This window comes from Myxococcales bacterium (assembly GCA_016706225.1).
GTDB lineage: Bacteria > Myxococcota_A > Polyangia > Polyangiales > Polyangiaceae > JADJKB01.
The window spans coordinates 636,083-652,949 of record JADJKB010000025.1; the positions used below are offsets into that span (position 1 = coordinate 636,083).

General features: G+C 66.3%; 14 protein-coding genes. 4 read left to right on the forward strand and 10 right to left on the reverse strand.

Annotation, left to right across the window (positions count from 1 at the left end; genetic code table 11):
* Positions 1 to 1,695 carry an acyl-CoA/acyl-ACP dehydrogenase gene (locus IPI67_41335; protein MBK7586618.1) on the reverse strand — a complete coding sequence of 565 codons (1,695 nt, stop codon included), beginning with the start codon at positions 1,693 to 1,695 and terminating at the stop codon, positions 1 to 3.
* 112 nt (positions 1,696 to 1,807) lie between these two features.
* Between IPI67_41335 and ccrA the strand changes: the two genes are divergently transcribed.
* The gene (ccrA, locus tag IPI67_41340; GenBank protein ID MBK7586619.1) at positions 1,808 to 3,070 is read left to right on the forward strand and encodes a crotonyl-CoA carboxylase/reductase; all 1,263 of its coding nucleotides are present in this window, start codon (positions 1,808 to 1,810) and stop codon (positions 3,068 to 3,070) included.
* Between the two features lie 90 nt (positions 3,071 to 3,160).
* Here the strand turns inward: ccrA and IPI67_41345 are convergent, their stop codons facing one another.
* The 4 genes from IPI67_41345 to IPI67_41360 form a co-directional block, all read right to left on the reverse strand.
* Positions 3,161 to 3,301, reverse strand: coding sequence for a hypothetical protein (locus tag IPI67_41345; protein MBK7586620.1), 141 nt, complete (start codon positions 3,299 to 3,301; stop codon positions 3,161 to 3,163).
* Between the two features lie 149 nt (positions 3,302 to 3,450).
* Entirely contained in the window at positions 3,451 to 5,721 is a 2,271-nt protein-coding gene (clpA, locus tag IPI67_41350; protein MBK7586621.1) for an ATP-dependent Clp protease ATP-binding subunit ClpA, read from the reverse strand.
* Positions 5,718 to 6,071 (reverse strand): ATP-dependent Clp protease adaptor ClpS, encoded by a 354-nt coding sequence (locus IPI67_41355; protein ID MBK7586622.1) that lies wholly within the window; start codon positions 6,069 to 6,071, stop codon positions 5,718 to 5,720. Before IPI67_41355 ends, clpA begins: the two co-directional genes overlap by 4 nt.
* 107 nt (positions 6,072 to 6,178) lie before the next feature.
* A complete protein-coding gene (locus tag IPI67_41360) occupies positions 6,179 to 6,880 on the reverse strand; it encodes a zf-TFIIB domain-containing protein (GenBank protein MBK7586623.1) in 702 nt (233 codons plus the stop codon).
* Positions 6,881 to 7,024: 144 nt separating this feature from the next.
* Here IPI67_41360 and IPI67_41365 point away from each other — a divergent pair, with 144 nt between their 5' ends.
* Both IPI67_41365 and meaB read left to right on the forward strand, forming a co-directional pair.
* On the forward strand, positions 7,025 to 9,001 hold the full coding sequence (locus tag IPI67_41365) for a protein meaA (GenBank protein MBK7586624.1): 1,977 nt from the start codon (positions 7,025 to 7,027) through the stop codon (positions 8,999 to 9,001).
* A gap of 77 nt (positions 9,002 to 9,078) precedes the next feature.
* Positions 9,079 to 9,975 (forward strand): methylmalonyl Co-A mutase-associated GTPase MeaB, encoded by an 897-nt coding sequence (gene meaB / locus IPI67_41370; GenBank protein ID MBK7586625.1) that lies wholly within the window; start codon positions 9,079 to 9,081, stop codon positions 9,973 to 9,975.
* 20 nt (positions 9,976 to 9,995) lie between these two features.
* On the opposite strand, the gene IPI67_41375 is transcribed toward meaB, so the two are convergent.
* From IPI67_41375 to IPI67_41390, 4 genes are all read right to left on the reverse strand, one after another.
* Complete coding sequence (locus IPI67_41375) at positions 9,996 to 10,136, reverse strand: hypothetical protein (protein ID MBK7586626.1); 141 nt, start codon at positions 10,134 to 10,136, stop codon at positions 9,996 to 9,998.
* A 61-nt stretch (positions 10,137 to 10,197) separates the two neighbouring features.
* Positions 10,198 to 11,217 carry a 2-oxoacid:ferredoxin oxidoreductase subunit beta gene (locus IPI67_41380; protein MBK7586627.1) on the reverse strand — a complete coding sequence of 340 codons (1,020 nt, stop codon included), beginning with the start codon at positions 11,215 to 11,217 and terminating at the stop codon, positions 10,198 to 10,200.
* Positions 11,218 to 11,224: 7 nt separating this feature from the next.
* Complete coding sequence (locus IPI67_41385; protein MBK7586628.1) at positions 11,225 to 13,096, reverse strand: 2-oxoacid:acceptor oxidoreductase subunit alpha; 1,872 nt, start codon at positions 13,094 to 13,096, stop codon at positions 11,225 to 11,227.
* 182 nt (positions 13,097 to 13,278) lie between these two features.
* The gene (locus tag IPI67_41390; protein MBK7586629.1) at positions 13,279 to 13,725 is read right to left on the reverse strand and encodes a hypothetical protein; all 447 of its coding nucleotides are present in this window, start codon (positions 13,723 to 13,725) and stop codon (positions 13,279 to 13,281) included.
* Positions 13,726 to 13,913: 188 nt separating this feature from the next.
* On the opposite strand from IPI67_41390, the gene IPI67_41395 reads away from it, so the two are divergent.
* The gene (locus tag IPI67_41395) at positions 13,914 to 15,569 is read left to right on the forward strand and encodes a serine/threonine protein kinase (GenBank protein ID MBK7586630.1); all 1,656 of its coding nucleotides are present in this window, start codon (positions 13,914 to 13,916) and stop codon (positions 15,567 to 15,569) included.
* Between the two features lie 23 nt (positions 15,570 to 15,592).
* Here the strand turns inward: IPI67_41395 and IPI67_41400 are convergent, their stop codons facing one another.
* Entirely contained in the window at positions 15,593 to 16,852 is a 1,260-nt protein-coding gene (locus IPI67_41400) for a hypothetical protein (protein MBK7586631.1), read from the reverse strand.
* Between the last annotated feature and the right edge of the window lie 15 nt (positions 16,853 to 16,867).

Below are 16,867 nucleotides of genomic sequence, written 5' to 3' on the forward strand. Positions count from 1 at the left end.
TCACTCCTCCAGTAGGCGCCGCGCGATGACGTGCGCCTGGATCTCGTTGGCCCCCTCGAAAATGCTCAGCACCCGCGCGTCGACCAGCAGCCGTGATGCGACGTACTCCTCCGCGTAGCCGTTGCCGCCGTGGATTTGCACGCCGGCGTCGGCCGCTTCCCAGGCCGCCCGCGTCGCGAGCAGTTTTGCCATGCCCGCCTCGAGGTCGCAGCGCTTCCCGCTGTCCTTGGCTCGAGCAGCAAAGAAGGTGAGCTGCCGCGCCGCCATGATGCGCGCGACCATGCGCCCGAGTTTGCGTTGCACGCGCGGAAAATTGAAGATCGGCACTCCAAACTGCACCCGCTCCTCGGCGTAACGCATCGCCTGGTCGAGCGCCGCTTGCGCGACTCCGACGCCGCGAGCCGCTGTCTGAATGCGTGCGCTCTCGAAGGTCACCATCAGCTGTTTGAAACCTTGGCCCTCGACGCCCCCGAGCAGACAGCCGTCGGGGATCACGAAGCCGTCGAAGGCAATCTCGAACTCCTTCATGCCGCGATAACCGAGGACCTTGATCTCGGTGCCGGTGATGCCGGCGTCGGGGAACCCCTCGGTCTCGACGGCCTCGTCCTTGCCGCGGGTCTTGGGCGCCAGGAACATGCTGAGCCCGCCGTAACCGCTGTCGTTGGCATCCGTGCGCGCGAGCAACGTCATCAAGTCGGCGCGGGTGGCGTGGGTGATCCAGGTCTTCTGACCGTGTACGGTGTAGCTACCGTCCGGCTGTTTGTCCGCGCGGCTCTTGATGTGAGCCAGATCGGAGCCGTAGTTGGGCTCCGTGAATACCGCAGTGGAGAGCACCTCCCCGGCCGCCAGCCGCGGTAGCCAGTCGCGCTTCTGATCGTCGGTCCCCGCGCCCAGGATCAACTCCGCGGCGATCTCGGAGCGTGTGCCGAGCGAGCCGACGCCGATGTACCCGCGACTGAGCTCCTCCGTGACGAGGCACATGGCAACCTTGCCCAGTCCCTGCCCGCCGTACTCCTCCGGGATGGTCAGGCCGAACACTCCGAGCTCTGCCATCTTCTTGATCAGCGTCATCGGGATCAGTTCGTCCTTGCGGTGGATGTCTTGCGCAATGGGCATGACCTCCTGCTCGACGAAGCGCCGAAACTCCGACTGGACCGCGCTCAAGACCTCGTCGTCGAGGCCAAAGTCGCCGAAGCTGCGGCGCTCCTGGGCCAGACGCGCGAGCTCGCACACCACGTCGCCCGAGCCATAACGCTCCGCGAGGGCCTGCACGGCAGGTTGGCCCAGCGTCTGCTGGACGTCTTCTTGCTCGAGCCAGAGCTGACCGAGTCCGATGGACTCACAGGGACCGAGGTCGATGCCGCCTACCAGCTGTCTGCAGAGCTCACCGATGTACGTTCCTGCGATCAGCCGCTCGAGATCACCCCCGACGCGTTCGGACCAGATCGCGAGCTGGCGCGCGGCTTCGACCTCCGTGCCCAGGTAGGCCAGCGCGTGCGCCGCGAGCTGATGGCGGTCGAGCAAACGTGACGAGATGCGTCCCGCCTCGGTCACGTGCAACAGGGCGCGGGTCTTCGCTCTTCCGTACAGGTCGCCGAGAGCGGCGATCGCCGGCGCGAGGTCGTCTCCGCGCAGGGTGTGCGGGGAGACGGACTTGGTATCGGACTCGGTTTCATCGAGCTCTGGGCTCTTCATGGCGGATCCTTCATGCATCGCGTCAAGCTGTAGAACAAGCCCCGAAATTCCTGCGCACAGGCCCAACCGACCTGGCCGGTTGGCGCGCTGTGTCATAGGATCCGGCGACGTCATGACCAAGCAAGTCTATGGGCTCGGTGAGGTACCGGACGTGGGAGTGGTCCCGGAGCGCATGCTGGCTCAGCTGATTCGCCCCGAGCGCTTCGGTGAGCCGCGTGATGCCTTCAAGATCGAAGAGGTTCCAGTCCCCGAAATCGGCAAGCGCGACGTGCTCGTCTACGTGATGGCGGCCGGCGTCAACTACAACAACGTCTGGGCGGCGCTCGGGGTGCCCATCGACGTGATCAAGGCTCGGCTCAAGGCGGGAGCGAAGGAGAACTTTCACATTGGGGGCTCCGACGCGAGCGGCGTCGTGTGGAAGGTCGGGTCCGAGGTGACGAACGTCGCCGTCGGCGACGAGGTCGTCGTGCACTGCGGCCACTGGGAGCCCGATGATCCGCTGGTCGTCGCGGGGAAGGATCCGATGTTCGCGCCGTCGCAGAGGATCTGGGGCTACGAGACCAACTGGGGGAGCTTTGCCCAGTACGCCAAGGTTCAGGATCATCAGTGTCTGCCGAAACCTGCGCACCTGTCGTGGGAAGAAGCGGCGGCGTACATGTTGGTTGGGGCGACGGCGTATCGCATGTTGATGGGCTGGCCGCCGAACAGCGTTCAACCCGGTGATCCGGTCTTGATCTGGGGTGGCGCCGGCGGTCTGGGATCGATGGCAACCCAGCTGGTCCGCGCGCAGGGCGGCCGCGCCGTTGTCGTCGTGAACAGCGAAGACAAGTTCGAGTATTGCAAGAAGCTCGGCGCAGTCGGCATGCTCAACCGTAAGACGTTTCACCACTGGGGCATGCTGCCGCACTGGACCGACGACGCCGGTTATGCCGAGTGGCTCGGCCAGGCTCGGGCGTTCGGGCGGGCGTTCTGGGACGCACTGGGCGACAAACAGAATCCGGCCATCGTGTTCGAGCACCCGGGGGAGGCGACGATTCCCACCAGCATCTTCATGTGTGAGACTGGCGGCATGGTCGTGATTTGCGCGGGCACCACCGGCTACAACGCCACCCTCGATCTGCGCTACCACTGGATGCGGCAGAAGCGCTTCCAGGGCTCGCACTTCGCAAACGACGAGCAGGCCAGGGGCATCAACGATCTGGTGATTGCCGAGAAGGTCGACCCGTGTCTGTCGCGCAGCTTCGAGTTCAGCGAGACGGGTGAGTCTCACCAGCTGATGCGCGAGAATCGCCACCCGAACGGCAACATGTCGATCCTGGTGAACGCTCCGCGGCGTGGGCTTCGGGATCTAGCTCAGAGCCGCGCTGCACATTGAGGCGGGCAGACCGAGCCACTCGCCGGCAACGACACTGTGGGCGAGGGGCCCACATCGGAGCACCTGGCGACGTTGAACTGACGCAGACCGTTACTGGGTTGACGTCGCCGCTGCGGTCGGCGAGCCAGCCAGCGTCGATGCGCCGTAGGTGATTCCCAGCATCAGCACCAAGCCGATGCCAAAGCCGATGAGGGTGTCACGGAGGATCTTCTTGGGGGCGACCGGCAACATGCGGTGGCATTTAGCAAGGCTCGTGCCGCCGGACCGCGGCGCAATTTCAGGCTGATATCGCTGTGCCAGCCGTGAGAGCGGGGTGGCACAGGCACAGGTGTCGCGGAGAGTTGACGGTGACCCCGACCACCCGCCGTCACAGCGCCGGCTCAGTTCTTCGCCGGTCCGTCCGCGGGGCGGCAATCGAACACGATCTTCCCATCCCGGTGGTCGATGACCACGTGCCCACCGCCCTCGAGCTGCCCGAACAGGAGCTCGTCGCCGAGGGGACGTTTCACCTCGTCTTGAATCAAGCGCGCAAGGGGGCGAGCGCCCATGTCCCGGTCATAACCCTTCTCGGCCAGGTAGCCGCGGGCCCCGGCGGTCAGCTCGAGCGTGACGTTGCGGTCCTCGAGCTGAGTTGCGAGCTCGGCGAAGAACTTGTCGACCACCTTGCTCATGACGTCGGCCGACAGGCTGTCGAACGAAATGCGCGCGTCGAGCCGATTCCGGAACTCGGGGCTGAAGGTGTTCTTGAACGCGACATCGTCGCGACCGGCGCTCGTGTGCTCGCCGAAACCAACCTGGCGTCGCGCCAGCTCCGAAGCGCCGACGTTGCTCGTCATGATCACGACCACGTGCCTGAAGTCGGTCTTCTTGCCGTTGTTGTCCGTCAGTGTGCCGTGATCCATCACCTGGAGGAGCACGTTGAACACGTCCGGGTGCGCCTTCTCGATCTCGTCGAGTAAGAGCACCGCGTGCGGGGTCTTCGCCAGCGCCTCGGTCAGCAGGCCGCCGCGATCGAAGCCAACGTAGCCCGGGGGCGCGCCAATCAGACGCGAGACGGTGTGGCGCTCCTGGTACTCACTCATGTCGAAGCGCACGAGCTCGATGCCAAGGGTCTTGGCCAGCTGTTTGGCCGCCTCGGTCTTGCCCACGCCGGTGGGCCCGGTGAAGAGGTAACACCCGATGGGTTTCTCCGGTGGTCTCAGGCCCGCGCGTGAGAGTTTCACCGCCGAGGCCAGCTCTGCGAGCGCGCGATCTTGTCCGAACACCGCCTGGCGCAGATCCTCCTCCAGGTTCTTGAGCGCGGTCTTGTCACTGCTCGACACCTGGCGCGGCGGGATTTGCGCCATGCGAGCGACCACGACCTCGATGCGGTCGACGCCGACCTTGGCGCCGTCTCCCTCTTCGAGCTTGGCGTCGGCGCCGGCCTCATCCATCAAGTCGATGGCCTTGTCCGGCAATTTTCGATCGTGCAGATATCGCTGGGAGAGCTTGACCGCTGCTTCGAGTGCCTCGTCGCTGTAGCTGACGAGGTGGAACTCCTCGTAGCGCGGCTTGAGGCCCTTCAAGATCAGCAAGGTCTCCTCGAGGCTCGGTTCGAGCACCTCGATCTTCTGGAAACGACGCGCCAGCGCTCGGTCGCGTTCGAGGTGGCTGCGGTACTCCTCGAACGTCGTGGCGCCGATGCAGCGCAAATGTCCGCTGGACAGGGCGGGCTTGAGCAGGTTCGCCGCGTCCAGGGTGCCGCCGCTGGCTGCGCCCGCACCCACGACGGTATGGATCTCGTCGACGAACAGGATGGCGCCGGGCAGCTTCTCGAGCTGCTTCAACACGGCCTTGACGCGGTTCTCGAAGTCCCCGCGGAACTTGGTGCCCGCCACGAGCGCCCCCATGTCGAGCGCGAAGATCTCCGCGCCGAACAGCTGCTTCGGCACTTCCTCCGCCACGATCTTGGCGGCGAGCCCCTCGACGATGGCGGTCTTGCCCACGCCGGCGTCGCCGACGAAGAGCGGGTTGTTCTTCTTGCGGCGCGCCAGCACCTGAATGGCGCGGCGAAGCTCGCGCTCGCGTCCCACCAGCGGCTCGATGTCGCCGGCCTTGGCGCGCGCATTCAGGTTGATCGCGAATTTTTCGAGGGCGTTACCAGCCTGGGGCTCTGCCTCTTCGTCCCCATCGGCATCCGGGTCGACGCCGGGCGTCGAGACATCGGGATCGTCGTCGCCGTCCTTGGCGACACCGTGCGACACGTAGCTGACCACGTCATAACGCGTCACGCCGTTCTCGGTCAGCACCTGCACCGCCGGCGAGTCGACCTCCGCGAAGATCGCGATCAGGAGGTTCTGGCCTTTCAGCTCTTCCTTGCCGCTCGACTCGACGTGGATCGCGGCGCGCTGAAGCACCCGCTGGAACCCCCGCGACGGCGCTGGCGTCGCGCTCTCGTCCGGGGTCTTCGGCATGTCTTCGTCGAGGATGCGCTCGAGGTCCCGCTTGATCTTGGGCACGTTGCCGCCGGATTTGGCGACGACCTTCGCGGTGCCTTCGTCGTGCAGGAGCGCGTAGAGCAGGTGCTCGACGGTCATCAACTCGTGGTGGCGGCGGTCTGCCTCCCGCAGCGCGAGGGTGCAGGCGATCTCGACCTCTGGGCTGACCTTCACGCTTCGTCCTCCGCGTCGTCAGCCGGCTCGGCCGTGGCCCGGAGCGGGTGACCGTGCTTCTTTGCGTAGCTCATGACCTGTTCCGCCTTGGTCTCGGCGACATCCCGCGTGAACGCCCCGACCACGCCGAACCCGCGATGGTGGATCTCCAGCATGATCTGCGTCGATTCGGTCTCGCTCTTGTGGAAAAACTGCATCAGGACGTGGATCACGAACTCCATCGTCGTGTAGTCGTCGTTGTGAAACACCACGTTGTAGGGCCGAGCCCGGCGGGTCTTTTGTTTCTCCTGAACAGCGAGGTCACCCTCGCGGTCCGGATCCTGGTTCGCTCTCGGGCGCTCGGTGCTCATGCGGGGATCGTGCGGGATCTTTGACCCGACGGCGGGCGCTGTCGAGGGCTCATGCTCCGAGATTTCCGGCCCGGCGTCGGTCCCCGGTGGCCCCCGAGCTGAAAAGGTCAGTCATCTCGCATCAAATCCGAGAGATAGCCGACGAGCGACAGGGCGGCGTCGCCGAACTCGAGGTCACGGCGCATGCGCTCGAAGGGGCTGTAACTATTCTTGCGGCTGAGCGCCTCGAGCGAGCCCTCGACCTGCCGGACGCGCGAGGCGCGCTGACTCGCGCGTTGTTCGTCAGCCTGACGTGTGCGCGCGAGCTCGAGCCCGCCCGCCTCCACGAACTCGAGCACCCTCGGCAGCTCGCCGCGGTCGAACCAGACGCCGTGTTTGGTGCAGACGTCGATGATCACACCGCTCGACCTGCCGAAATTCTTGCGCAGCATGATCTCGGTACAGATCGGGCAGGCGACGTAGCGCATCGGCCCGTCGAGCGGGTTGTGCCGCGGCGGGGGCCGGGGGGCGACCTGGCCGTAGAGCTCGCGTTGGTCCAGCAAGTCCTTGAGCAGCGCGTGGTCGACGAACTGGCCGCCGCAGCGCCCGCAGTCGTGAAGTACGCCTGGCCCGCCTCGGAAGACCTGAAATCCAAGCTTGCAGTCCGGGCAGGCGTACGAATCCGGCTCGCCGATGGGTTCGAGGCCCAGCTCGCGCTGACAGCCCCCACAGAACGACTCACTCGGGGGATTCATCTGGAAGCAGTGGGCGCAGCGCACCGTCGCGATCGGCGCACCGCACTTCGGGCACGCTCGCACCGAGCTGTCCACGACTGTCAGGCAGCCGGGACATTCCAGCTTGGCTCCCGAGCCGCGGCTATCCGGGCCGGGCCTGCCGCTGCGATACGGACCGCTCATCTCGGCTCCACTGAAGGCAGTGACGGAGCTTGCCGCGGCGGTCCTCGCGCGGCAAGGATGGCGAGCATGGCGTCCAAAGACCCCCCCTGGATCATGCGGACTTACTCCGGGCACTCGACACCGGCCGCATCGAACGCGCTCTATCGCGCGAACCTCGCTCGGGGCCAGACCGGACTCAGCGTCGCGTTCGATCTGCCGACTCAGACTGGCTACGACGCGGACCACCCGCTCTCGCGAGGTGAGGTGGGCAGAACTGGCGTGCCCATCGGGCATCTTGCTGACCTCGAAGCTCTGTTCGAGGGCATCGATCTCGCACGCATGAATACCTCGATGACGATCAACGCCACCGCGGCGTGGTTGCTCAGTCTGTACATTGCCGCGGCGGAAAAACGCGGTGTCGACCCGCGGGCGCTGCGCGGCACGACGCAGAACGACATCGTCAAGGAGTACCTCTCCCGCGGCACCTACGTGTTCCCTCCGGGCCCTAGCCTGCGCCTGACCGTGGATACGATTCTGTACACGGTCGAGCACGTTCCCGACTGGAACCCGATCAACATATCGAGCTACCATCTGCAAGAAGCCGGAGCGACTCCCGAGCAAGAGATCGCCTATTCGCTGACCACGGCGATTGCGGTGCTCGATCTGCTACGCGAGCGTGGGATCGAAGGGGAGAGGCTGGCCAAGGTGTTTGGTCGGCTGTCGTTCTTCGTCAACGCGGGCATCCGTTTCGTCGAGGAGACCTGCAAGCTGCGGGCTTTCAGCGCACTCTGGGATCGTTTGGGGAAGGAGCGCTACGCTGTCACGGAGCCCAAGCTGCGGCGCTTCCGCTACGGCGTGCAGGTGAACTCGTTGGGTCTCACCGAGGCGCAACCCGAGAACAACCTGGTGCGCATCGCGCTCGAGATGCTCGGAGTCACCCTGAGCAAGAACGCACGCGCACGCGCCATTCAGCTGCCAGCTTGGAACGAGGCGCTGGGTCTGCCCCGACCCTGGGACCAACAGCTGTCCTTGCGCACACAGCAGATCCTCGCGCTCGAGAGCGACCTGCTCGAGTACGGCGATCTATTCGATGGCTCGCCGGTCGTCGCGGCCCGGACTCGGGAGATCGAGGAGGCCGCGTGGGCCGAAGTGCAGCTGGTGCTCGAGCGCGGCGGTGCGGTCGCGGGCGTCGAGAGTGGCTACATCAAACAACAGCTCGTGGCGGCCAACGCCGCCCGGCTGGCAGCCATCGAGAGCGGTCAGCAGCCGGTGGTCGGCGTGAACTGCCACACCGAGAGCGCGCCGAGCCCGCTGACTGCGGGCGGCGGCGCGGACGCCATCCTGCAGGTGGATCCTGCTGCCGAGGCTGAACAGATCGAGCGCCTCGTGGCCTGGCGTGCGGCGCGGGACGCATCCGCCGTTGCGCGCGCGCTCGACACACTTCGCGAAGCGGCGTCGAGCGGGGTGAGCCTGATGCCGGCGTCAATCGACGCGGCTCGCGCTTCGGTGACCACGGGGGAGTGGGGCGGGGTGTTGAGGGAGGTGTTTGGTGAGTACCGCGCGCCGACCGGCGTTGGCGGGGCACGGACTCCGGAGCTGGGGGAGAGCCTGACGGTCCTGCGCACGCGCGTGGCAGAAGTTGCGAAGCGCATTGGCCGCCGCCCCAAGTTGCTGGTTGGAAAGCCCGGGCTCGATGGCCACTCGAACGGCGCGGAGCAGATTGCACTCAGGGCTCGCGATGCGGGGTTCGAGGTGGTCTACGAGGGCATTCGCGTGACTCCGCGGGAGATCGCCCGCGCCGCGGCGGACGAGAGTGTGCACGTCGTCGGCCTCAGCATCCTATCCGGCGCGCACCTCGAGCTCACCCGGGAGGTGCTGGCCGAGCTCCGAGCGCGAGGCGTACAGGTTCCGGTCGTGCTGGGTGGCATCATCCCGGAGGCCGACCGGCCGCTGCTCACCGCAGCCGGGGTGCGTGCGGTCTACACGCCGAAGGACTTTCGAGTCGGTCAGATCTTGAACGAGCTCTTGGACATCGTGGACGAGGTTGGGGCGTGAAACTCGGCTTCGATCCGGAGCCGCTTGCCCTGCGTGTGTTCTCGCGCGACCCTGCCGGCGTCGCGCGTGCCATTTCGATGGTCGAAGATCGTCGCCCGGAGGCAGAGGGCCCCGCGGCACTCTTGCTGCGCGCCTTGAACAAAAGCGGCAGGAGCGCCGCCTGCCAGCGGATCGGAGTCACGGGACCGCCGGGCGTGGGCAAGAGCTCGCTGGTCTCGGCGCTGATTCGAAGGTTTCGCGCCAGCGACAAGAGCGTGGGTGTGTTGGCCGTCGATCCCTCGAGCCCACGCAGTGGTGGGGCGCTGCTGGGTGATCGCGCGCGCATCGAGCTCGATCCGGATGACACCGAGGTGTTCGTGCGTTCGATGGCGTCAGGTGGCCAACTCGGCGGGCTCGCGCGGGCGGCCGGCGCGGCGGTCGAGGTGCTGAGCTCGACCTTCGACGTGGTGTTGATCGAGACGGTAGGGGTGGGCCAGAGTGAGACCGACGTCGAGCACGTGGCCGACAGCGTGCTCTTGGTGGTGCAGCCAGCCTCGGGCGACGTGCTTCAGTTCATCAAGGCCGGCATCTTGGAGATCCCGGACCTGCTCGCCGTCAACAAGGCGGATCTCGGCGCCGTTGCCGAACGCGCACGAGCGGAGCTCGAGAGCGCGCTCCGAGTGTCAGCGACGGTGGACGGCCGGGTCCCGCCTCGCGTCATTCTGACCAGCGCCACGACGGGTGCTGGCGTCGACGAGCTGCTGTCGGCGTTGAACGAGCACAGCGCGGAGCTGCGCGCGAGTGGAACGCTGAGCGCGCGGCGTCACGACAAGAGCGTGGCCTGGGCGGTGCGGCTCTTCGTCGAACAGTACGGGGAACGCGGCGTCGAGGTGGCCGGCGGCCGACCGGCGCTGCGAGCCAGCCTAGGCAAGGCGCTGGCTGGCGGCGCGACGCTGCTCGAGGCCGTGAGCGCCGCGGCCGCACCGACCGACTGAGCGCTGGTCGTCGAGGACCCTCAGGTCGTCTTCTTGGCCGGGGCCTTCGGCTTGGCGGCTTCTCGGTTCTCCGCCGCGCGCTTCAGCTCCCATTCGACGTTCTTCTTGGCGCGGCGCGCCTTCTGGCGGTGGCGTGCGCGTGGATCTTGCGGTGTTCCCATGGCGGCGCAGTCATTAGATCGAATCGACGCCACTGACCAGGCAAAAAACGGTCCCCGTGACTCAGACGGTCCAGGTGTTGCCGGAAGCCAGGAGCCGCTGCAGATCCGGCGCGCCCTTGGCGCGGGCGGCCTCGGCCTGTTCGTGTACCGTCCCGTCGTAGGTCGGTCGCTGGGTCGCATAGAGCACGCCGACGGCCACCGGGAACTGCGGAAAGGGCATGTGGGTGAGCATGACCGCCAGCGTGGAGTTCGTCTCGTCGTGGATCAGGATGTCCTTCTCCTCGACGCCGTTCTCTCCCAGCGTCGCCACCTCGAGCGCCAACGTGCGCGGGTCGATGCGCAGGCCTTTGTTGCGCTGAGCGCCGAACAGCAGGGGTTGGCCGTGGGCCACCCGCAGCTGCTGCTCCTCTTTCTGGTCCTTCGCGGTGAAGGGTTCGAAGGCGCCGTCGTTGAAGACCGGGCAGTTCTGGTAGATTTCCATGAACGCCGTCCCGCGGTGTTTTGCGGCGCGGAGCAGCATCTCGTTCAGGTGTTTTGCATCCGTATCGATGCTGCGCGCGACGAAGGTCGCGTTGCAGCCCAGGGCGAACGCCGCCGGATCGACCGGAAAGTCCGGCGCACCGCTGGGCGTGCTCTTGGTGGTCTTGCCGACCTCGCTGGTGGGGGAGTACTGCCCCTTGGTCAGGCCGTAGATGCGGTTGTTGAACATCAACATCTTGATGTCGAGGTTGCGCCGGAGCGCGTGCATCAGGTGATTGCCGCCGATCGAGAGCCCGTCTCCGTCCCCCGTCACGAGCCACACACTCAACTTCGGGTTGGCGACCTTGATGCCCATCGCAATGGCGGGCGCGCGGCCGTGAATGGTGTGAAAGCCATAGGTGTTCATGTAGTAGGGGAAGCGGCTGGAGCAGCCGATTCCGCTCACCCAGACGACGTCCTCGGGCGCTATGCCCAGGTCGGGCATCATGCGCTGCACGTTGGCGAGGATCGAGTAGTCACCGCAACCAGGACACCAGCGGACGTCCTGGTCGGACTCGAAGTCCTTCTTCGTGAGCTTCGGGGTCGGGACGATGTTCGACATGGCTGACTCAGCTCTCCATCAACTGGCGGATCTTCTCTTCGATCTCGTCAATCTTGAACGGTTGCCCTGTGATCTTCGGGAAGCTCTCGGCGGGGATCAAAAAGTCGCTGCGGATGAGCTTGACCAGCTGGCCCAGGTTCATCTCGGGGATCAACACGCGCTCGAAGCGCTTCAACAGGTCCCCCAGGTTCTTCGGGAACGGGTTGATGTAGCGGACGTGCGCGTGGCTGACGTCGAGCCCGCGATCGCGGCCGCGCTGAACGGCCTCGCGGATCGCCCCGTAGGTCGAGCCCCAACCGAGCACCAGGAGCTTGCCGCTGTCATTACCGAGCTCGATGGTCTGCTCGGGAATGTGGTTGGCGATGCCGGCGACCTTGGCCGCACGGGTCTTGCTCATCCGCTCGTGGTTGGCTGGATCGTAGGAAATGTGGCCCGAATCGTAGTCTTTTTCGATGCCGCCGATGCGGTGCAACAGGCCCGGCGTGCCTGGAATGGCCCAGGCGCGTGCGAGGGTCTCCGGGTTGCGCAAGAACGGGTGGAAACCCTCGGGGTCTTTCCGGAACTCGACCTCGATCTTGGGCAGGTCTGCCACGTTCGGCACCGCCCACGGCTCAGCGCCGTTTGCCAGATACCCATCGGTGAGCAGCACGACGGGCGTCATGAACTTGACCGTCAAGCGGACCGCCTCGAGCACCATGTGAAAACAATCACCCGGCGACGCCGCCGCCACCACACACAGTGGGGCCTCGCCGTTGCGGCCGTACACGGCCTGCAGCAGGTCGGCCTGCTCCGTCTTGGTCGGCAGCCCCGTGCTCGGTCCACCGCGCTGCACGTTGATGATCACCAGCGGCAGCTCGGTCGCGATCGCGAGCCCCATCGCCTCGGTTTTGAGTGCGATGCCCGGGCCGCTCGAGGCGGTGATGCCGATGTGTCCGGCGTAGGAGGAGCCGATCGCAACGCAAACAGCCGCGATCTCGTCCTCTGCCTGCACGGTCGTCACGCCGTAGTTCTTGTAGCGCGACAGCTCGTGAAGAATGTCGCTGGCGGGCGTGATGGGGTAGGCGCCGAACATGACCGGCACGCCGGACAGCTGAGCCGCTGCCAGGATGCCGAGCGCCGTGGCCTGGTTACCGCCGATGTTGCGGTAGGTGCCTTTGGCCACCGGCGCGGCCGGGACCTCGAAGCGATAATGGGCGATTTCAGCGACATCGCCGTAGGCGTACCCACCGCGCAAGGCCAGGATGTTGGCGCGGGCGACGGCGCCATCTTTCTTGAACTTCATCTCGATCCACTTGATGGTCGAGTCGAGGTCGCGCCCGTAGATCCAGAACATCAAGCCGAGCGTCCAGAAGTTCTTGCAGCGGTTCGCCTCTTTGGTGCTGACCCCGGACTCCTTGACCGCGGTCTGCGTGTTCTTGCTGATGTCGATGGCGAGCACGTTGTAGCCATCGAGCGCGCCAGTCTCGAGCGGGTTCTCGTTGTACCCCGCCTTCTTCAGGTTGGCGGTGGTGAATGCGCCGCTGTTCACGATCAGGAGCCCACTGCGCTTCAGATCCTTGAGGTTGGTCTTCAGTGCGGCCGGATTCATCGCGACGAGCACGTCCGGAGCATCTCCGGGCGTGAATACGTTCTCGGAGGCGAAGTTGATCTGAAATCCGGACACGCCGTAGGTGGTGCCGGCGGGGGCGCGGATCTCGGCGGGGAAGTCCGGGAACGTAGCAAGGTCGTTGCCCGCCAGGGCGGCGGCCACGGTGAACTGGTTTCCCGTCACCTGCATGCCGTCGCCGGAGTCTCCGGCGAAGCGCACGATGGCCCCGCGCAGCAGGGTGGGTTTTTCGCCCGATGAGATGTCGGACACCGGTTGTGCCTGCTGTGCCATCCTCGCTCGTACTCGCTTTCTCGTTCTCGCGTCGGTCTGTGGGCGGGCGCGAGGGACTAGGTCGCTGGCCGCGGGACGTTGCGCCGAGGCCACGCTGACACGGGCGTCACTTGCTCCGGTGACGGGAACTTGTCAAGTGAACCGCGCATTTTCGGCGCGGATCTTGGGGGTCCCGGGCCGGGTCACGCAGGCGGTGCGTGCTTCTGCAGCAGGTCCGCCAGCCGCGGCGCAGCCGCCTCGACGTGTTTCTTCGCGGTCGGTCGGAGTTTGTCGTACATGCCCCGAATCGTCGCCCGCTGCGCCTTTTCTGCCCTGCGATCGGTGATGCCGAGCAGCGCGTCAGCCATTTGGGGGCTGTTGGCCTTGAGGTGGTCGCTCGGGCGAACGCCCTTGGAAATGGCCTCCTGGTAGATGGGATCGAGGGCGTCCAGGAAGTCGTCGAGCAGGTCGTCGACCGCTTGCCGGACGAAGCCCGGTTTCACGCCTTGCACGAGCTTGTATCCGGCCTTGATGGCCATGCCACTGAGGCCCGACTTGTCCGCGACCTCGAGGTCCAGGACCTTGCAGGCGTCATCCACGATGAGGGGGCGTTTGTCGCCGCCATCGGCGATTTCTCGGAGGCTGGGCATGATTTCCTCTGCAGTTTCCGTCGCGCCATTACCACCGCCTGCTTCAGCTCGCCAATGTAGGGGAATGGGGGGGGGCAGCCCGCGGCGGGAAAGCACCGAAATGGGTTGAAATAAGCTACAGTTATACGGAGCCGGAAGGCCCATTTCCGTTGTCGTGCGTATCCGAGGTTGAACCTCCGGAGCGAACGTTGTTGTCCGCCGATCTCGCCAAACCTCTGCCCGAAGACCTCCAGCGCGGTTCGCGCCTGGGTCGGTTTCAGCTTTTGCTTCGGATTGGTCGGGGCGGCATGGCCACGGTCTGGGTCGCACGCGAAGACACTGACGACCCGGCGCGTCAGCGGTTGGTAGCTGTCAAGGCCATCCTCACCGACCTGGCGAACGACCAGGAGTTCTCGAAGATGTTCGTCGACGAAGGGCGGATCATCGGCATGATCCAGCATCCCAACGTCGTGAACGTGTACGAGTCGTCGGAAGACGGCGGCATCGGCTACATCGCGATGGAGTGGGTCGAGGGCGACTCGTTGCACGCCATCATTGCCGAGGCCGGCAAGCGCCGACCGATCCCGCCGGAGATGGCCGTGCGCATCATCTCCGACGCCGCGGCGGGCTTGCACGCGGCCCACGAGCTGACGGACGAAAAGGGTAATCCGATGAACGTGGTTCATCGGGACGTGTCGCCTCACAACATCCTGATCGGCGTGGACGGCGCCGTGAAGCTGGTGGACTTCGGCGTTGCCAAAGCGATGGGTCGTCTGTCCGAGGTGACCAGCGCGGGGCAGCTCAAGGGCAAGTTCGGATACATGTCGCCCGAGCAGGCGATGGCCAAGCGGGTCGATCGCCGGAGCGACGTGTTCGCGCTTGGAATCGTGCTGTTCGAGCTGACGACTGGACGGCGGCTGTTCCGCGGCGAGCACGACGCAGAGACCCTTCACATGGTCGTCTCCGGCAAGATCCCCAGGCCGACGAGCGTCGATCCGAAGTACCCGCCGGAGCTCGAAGAGATCGTGCTCAGGGCGCTGACGCGGGATCCAACCAAGCGTTATCAAACCGCTCAGGAGTTCCAGCGCGCGCTCGACGGATATCTGAAGAGCGAGCGCGTCGTGGTGCCCGCGGCGGGCATCGCGAACCTGCTGAAAAAAGTCCTCGGAGAGCGCATCGAGCAGCGGCGAAAAGCGATTCGCTCCGTCCTCAAAGGGCTCGACACACCATCGGGTCTCTCGCAGCGCGAGGTGCCGGACGCCCAGTTCGTTCCCGTGCCGGGTGAGCCGGTGAGTGTCACGGGGGTCAGCGCGATCACCAGCGGCAGCGGTGTCAGCGGCGTCAGCAGCGTGACGCCGTCGCCGGGGTCGAGCCCCAGCGGACTCAGCCACCCCCGACCCAGCATCGCAACGCCGCTGCCGGCGGACGCCTCGAATCCAAGCGCGGTCTCCCACGTTGGCTACCCGATGGAGCCGGGCTACACCCAGGCGACCGTCGTAGTGAAGCGCGGCGGCATGGTCGGGCTCGTGATTGGTGTCATCGGGCTCGCAGTGGCCCTGGCAGCGGTGCTGTTCGTGCTCTACGGGCCGAGTCGCAAGACCACAGTCGTCAACCTCCAGGCGCCAAGACCCGCCGAGGTTCCGGCGACACTCCCGCCCGACAAACCCGTCGAAGCGCCGCCTGCGGCGAAAGACGACGGGATCCCCTCGGTCCAGGTGGACGCGCTCGGCAGTGCATCCGCTGCGCCCGCGGCGCCGCCGCCGGCCGGAGGCTTTCGCAATCGCTTCGTGAAACCCGGCCCCGCGATCCCCGCGCCGCCGCCGCCGAACACCGCTGCGCCGCCGCGCAAGAACCCTTACGAGTGAACGGCAGCGGGTCCTGATGGCAATCAGTTCTGCGGGAGCTTCAGCAGCTTCCGGACCGGCCCCAGGTCGGTGGCGTAGACCACGAACGCACCGCTCGGTTCGATGTCGATGGGACCGAGGTCGGACGGCGCGATCTGCGTGACCGTGCCGCCGCCCGTTGGCAGCATGAACACACCACCCCCAGCATAGTTCTGCGCTTTGTCGCCCAGCGCCGTGAACGCGAGCTTGCCGTCGTAGTTGATGAGGTCACCGAGCGTCAGGAAGCCAGCGCTGAGCTCGACCTCTGTCGGTCCCGCGCCGTCACAGGCGCTCGACGAGAGTGCGCGCCGCCACACGCTGCCGTTTGCGCGCGTGAAATAGAAGCTCTTCGGATCTGCCGTGAGACCGACCGCGTCACTGACGGCGGTCGTGAGCGCGCTTGCGCGTGAACCCCCGGAGGTCGTTGCAACCCAGATCGCGCCATTGCTGATCCAGTACACACAGCCACTCTGCATGACCACGTCCCCGCTGCTCTCGCCGCCTGCGGTGCTGGTGTAGAGCGACTGCGCCGTGGTCGACGCCACGGGGAAGCGCAGGAGGCCGACGTCGTTCGGGTTGACGGCGTTGACGCTGACGTAGACGAACCCGTCAGCGGCGACGTGCAGTCCGACGGCAAGCCCGATGGGCGAGCCGAGTCCGATCGCTTCCTTGAGGCCGCCAGCCTTCGGCACCCGGTTGATGCTGCCTTCGGTGGTTGTGTTCCGCCCGCCCGCCACGAACAAATACTCTGCGCCGACGCCGAGCGCCTGGGGGCGCTCCATGCTCGGAAGGGTCGTGCCGCTGCCGCCGGCGGTCGGCTGGCTCACGACCACGGCGTCGATTGCGTTCTTCGTGGTGCGGAAGACGCTGCTGTCATCGGCGCCGATGATCACTGGAGCCGGTCCGCTGCCCAGGTTCGTGACCGGGTACTTCTTTGGATCGTAGGCGATGATGCCGCCGCCGTCCGAGGCGTCCGAGGCATCCGCGCTGCCTCCGCCGCTGCCTCCGCCTCCGGAAGTCCCGCCCGCGTCGCCCCCGCTGTCCGCGCCTCCGCCCCCCGCAGAGCCCCCGCCGCTGCCTCCTCCGCCCGTCGTGCCCCCGGCGGCCCCGACCCCGCCCGTTGCCGACGTCCCGCCGCTGCCGGCGGCCCCGACCCCGCCGGTCGCCTCGATGCGCGACTCGTCCAGAGACTTGAAACAGCCGACCGCCGACAGGCCCGCGAGACCGAGCAGGGCGGTAGCACGCAGCGGGGATCGGCTCGGCATGCGGAAAACTCGACG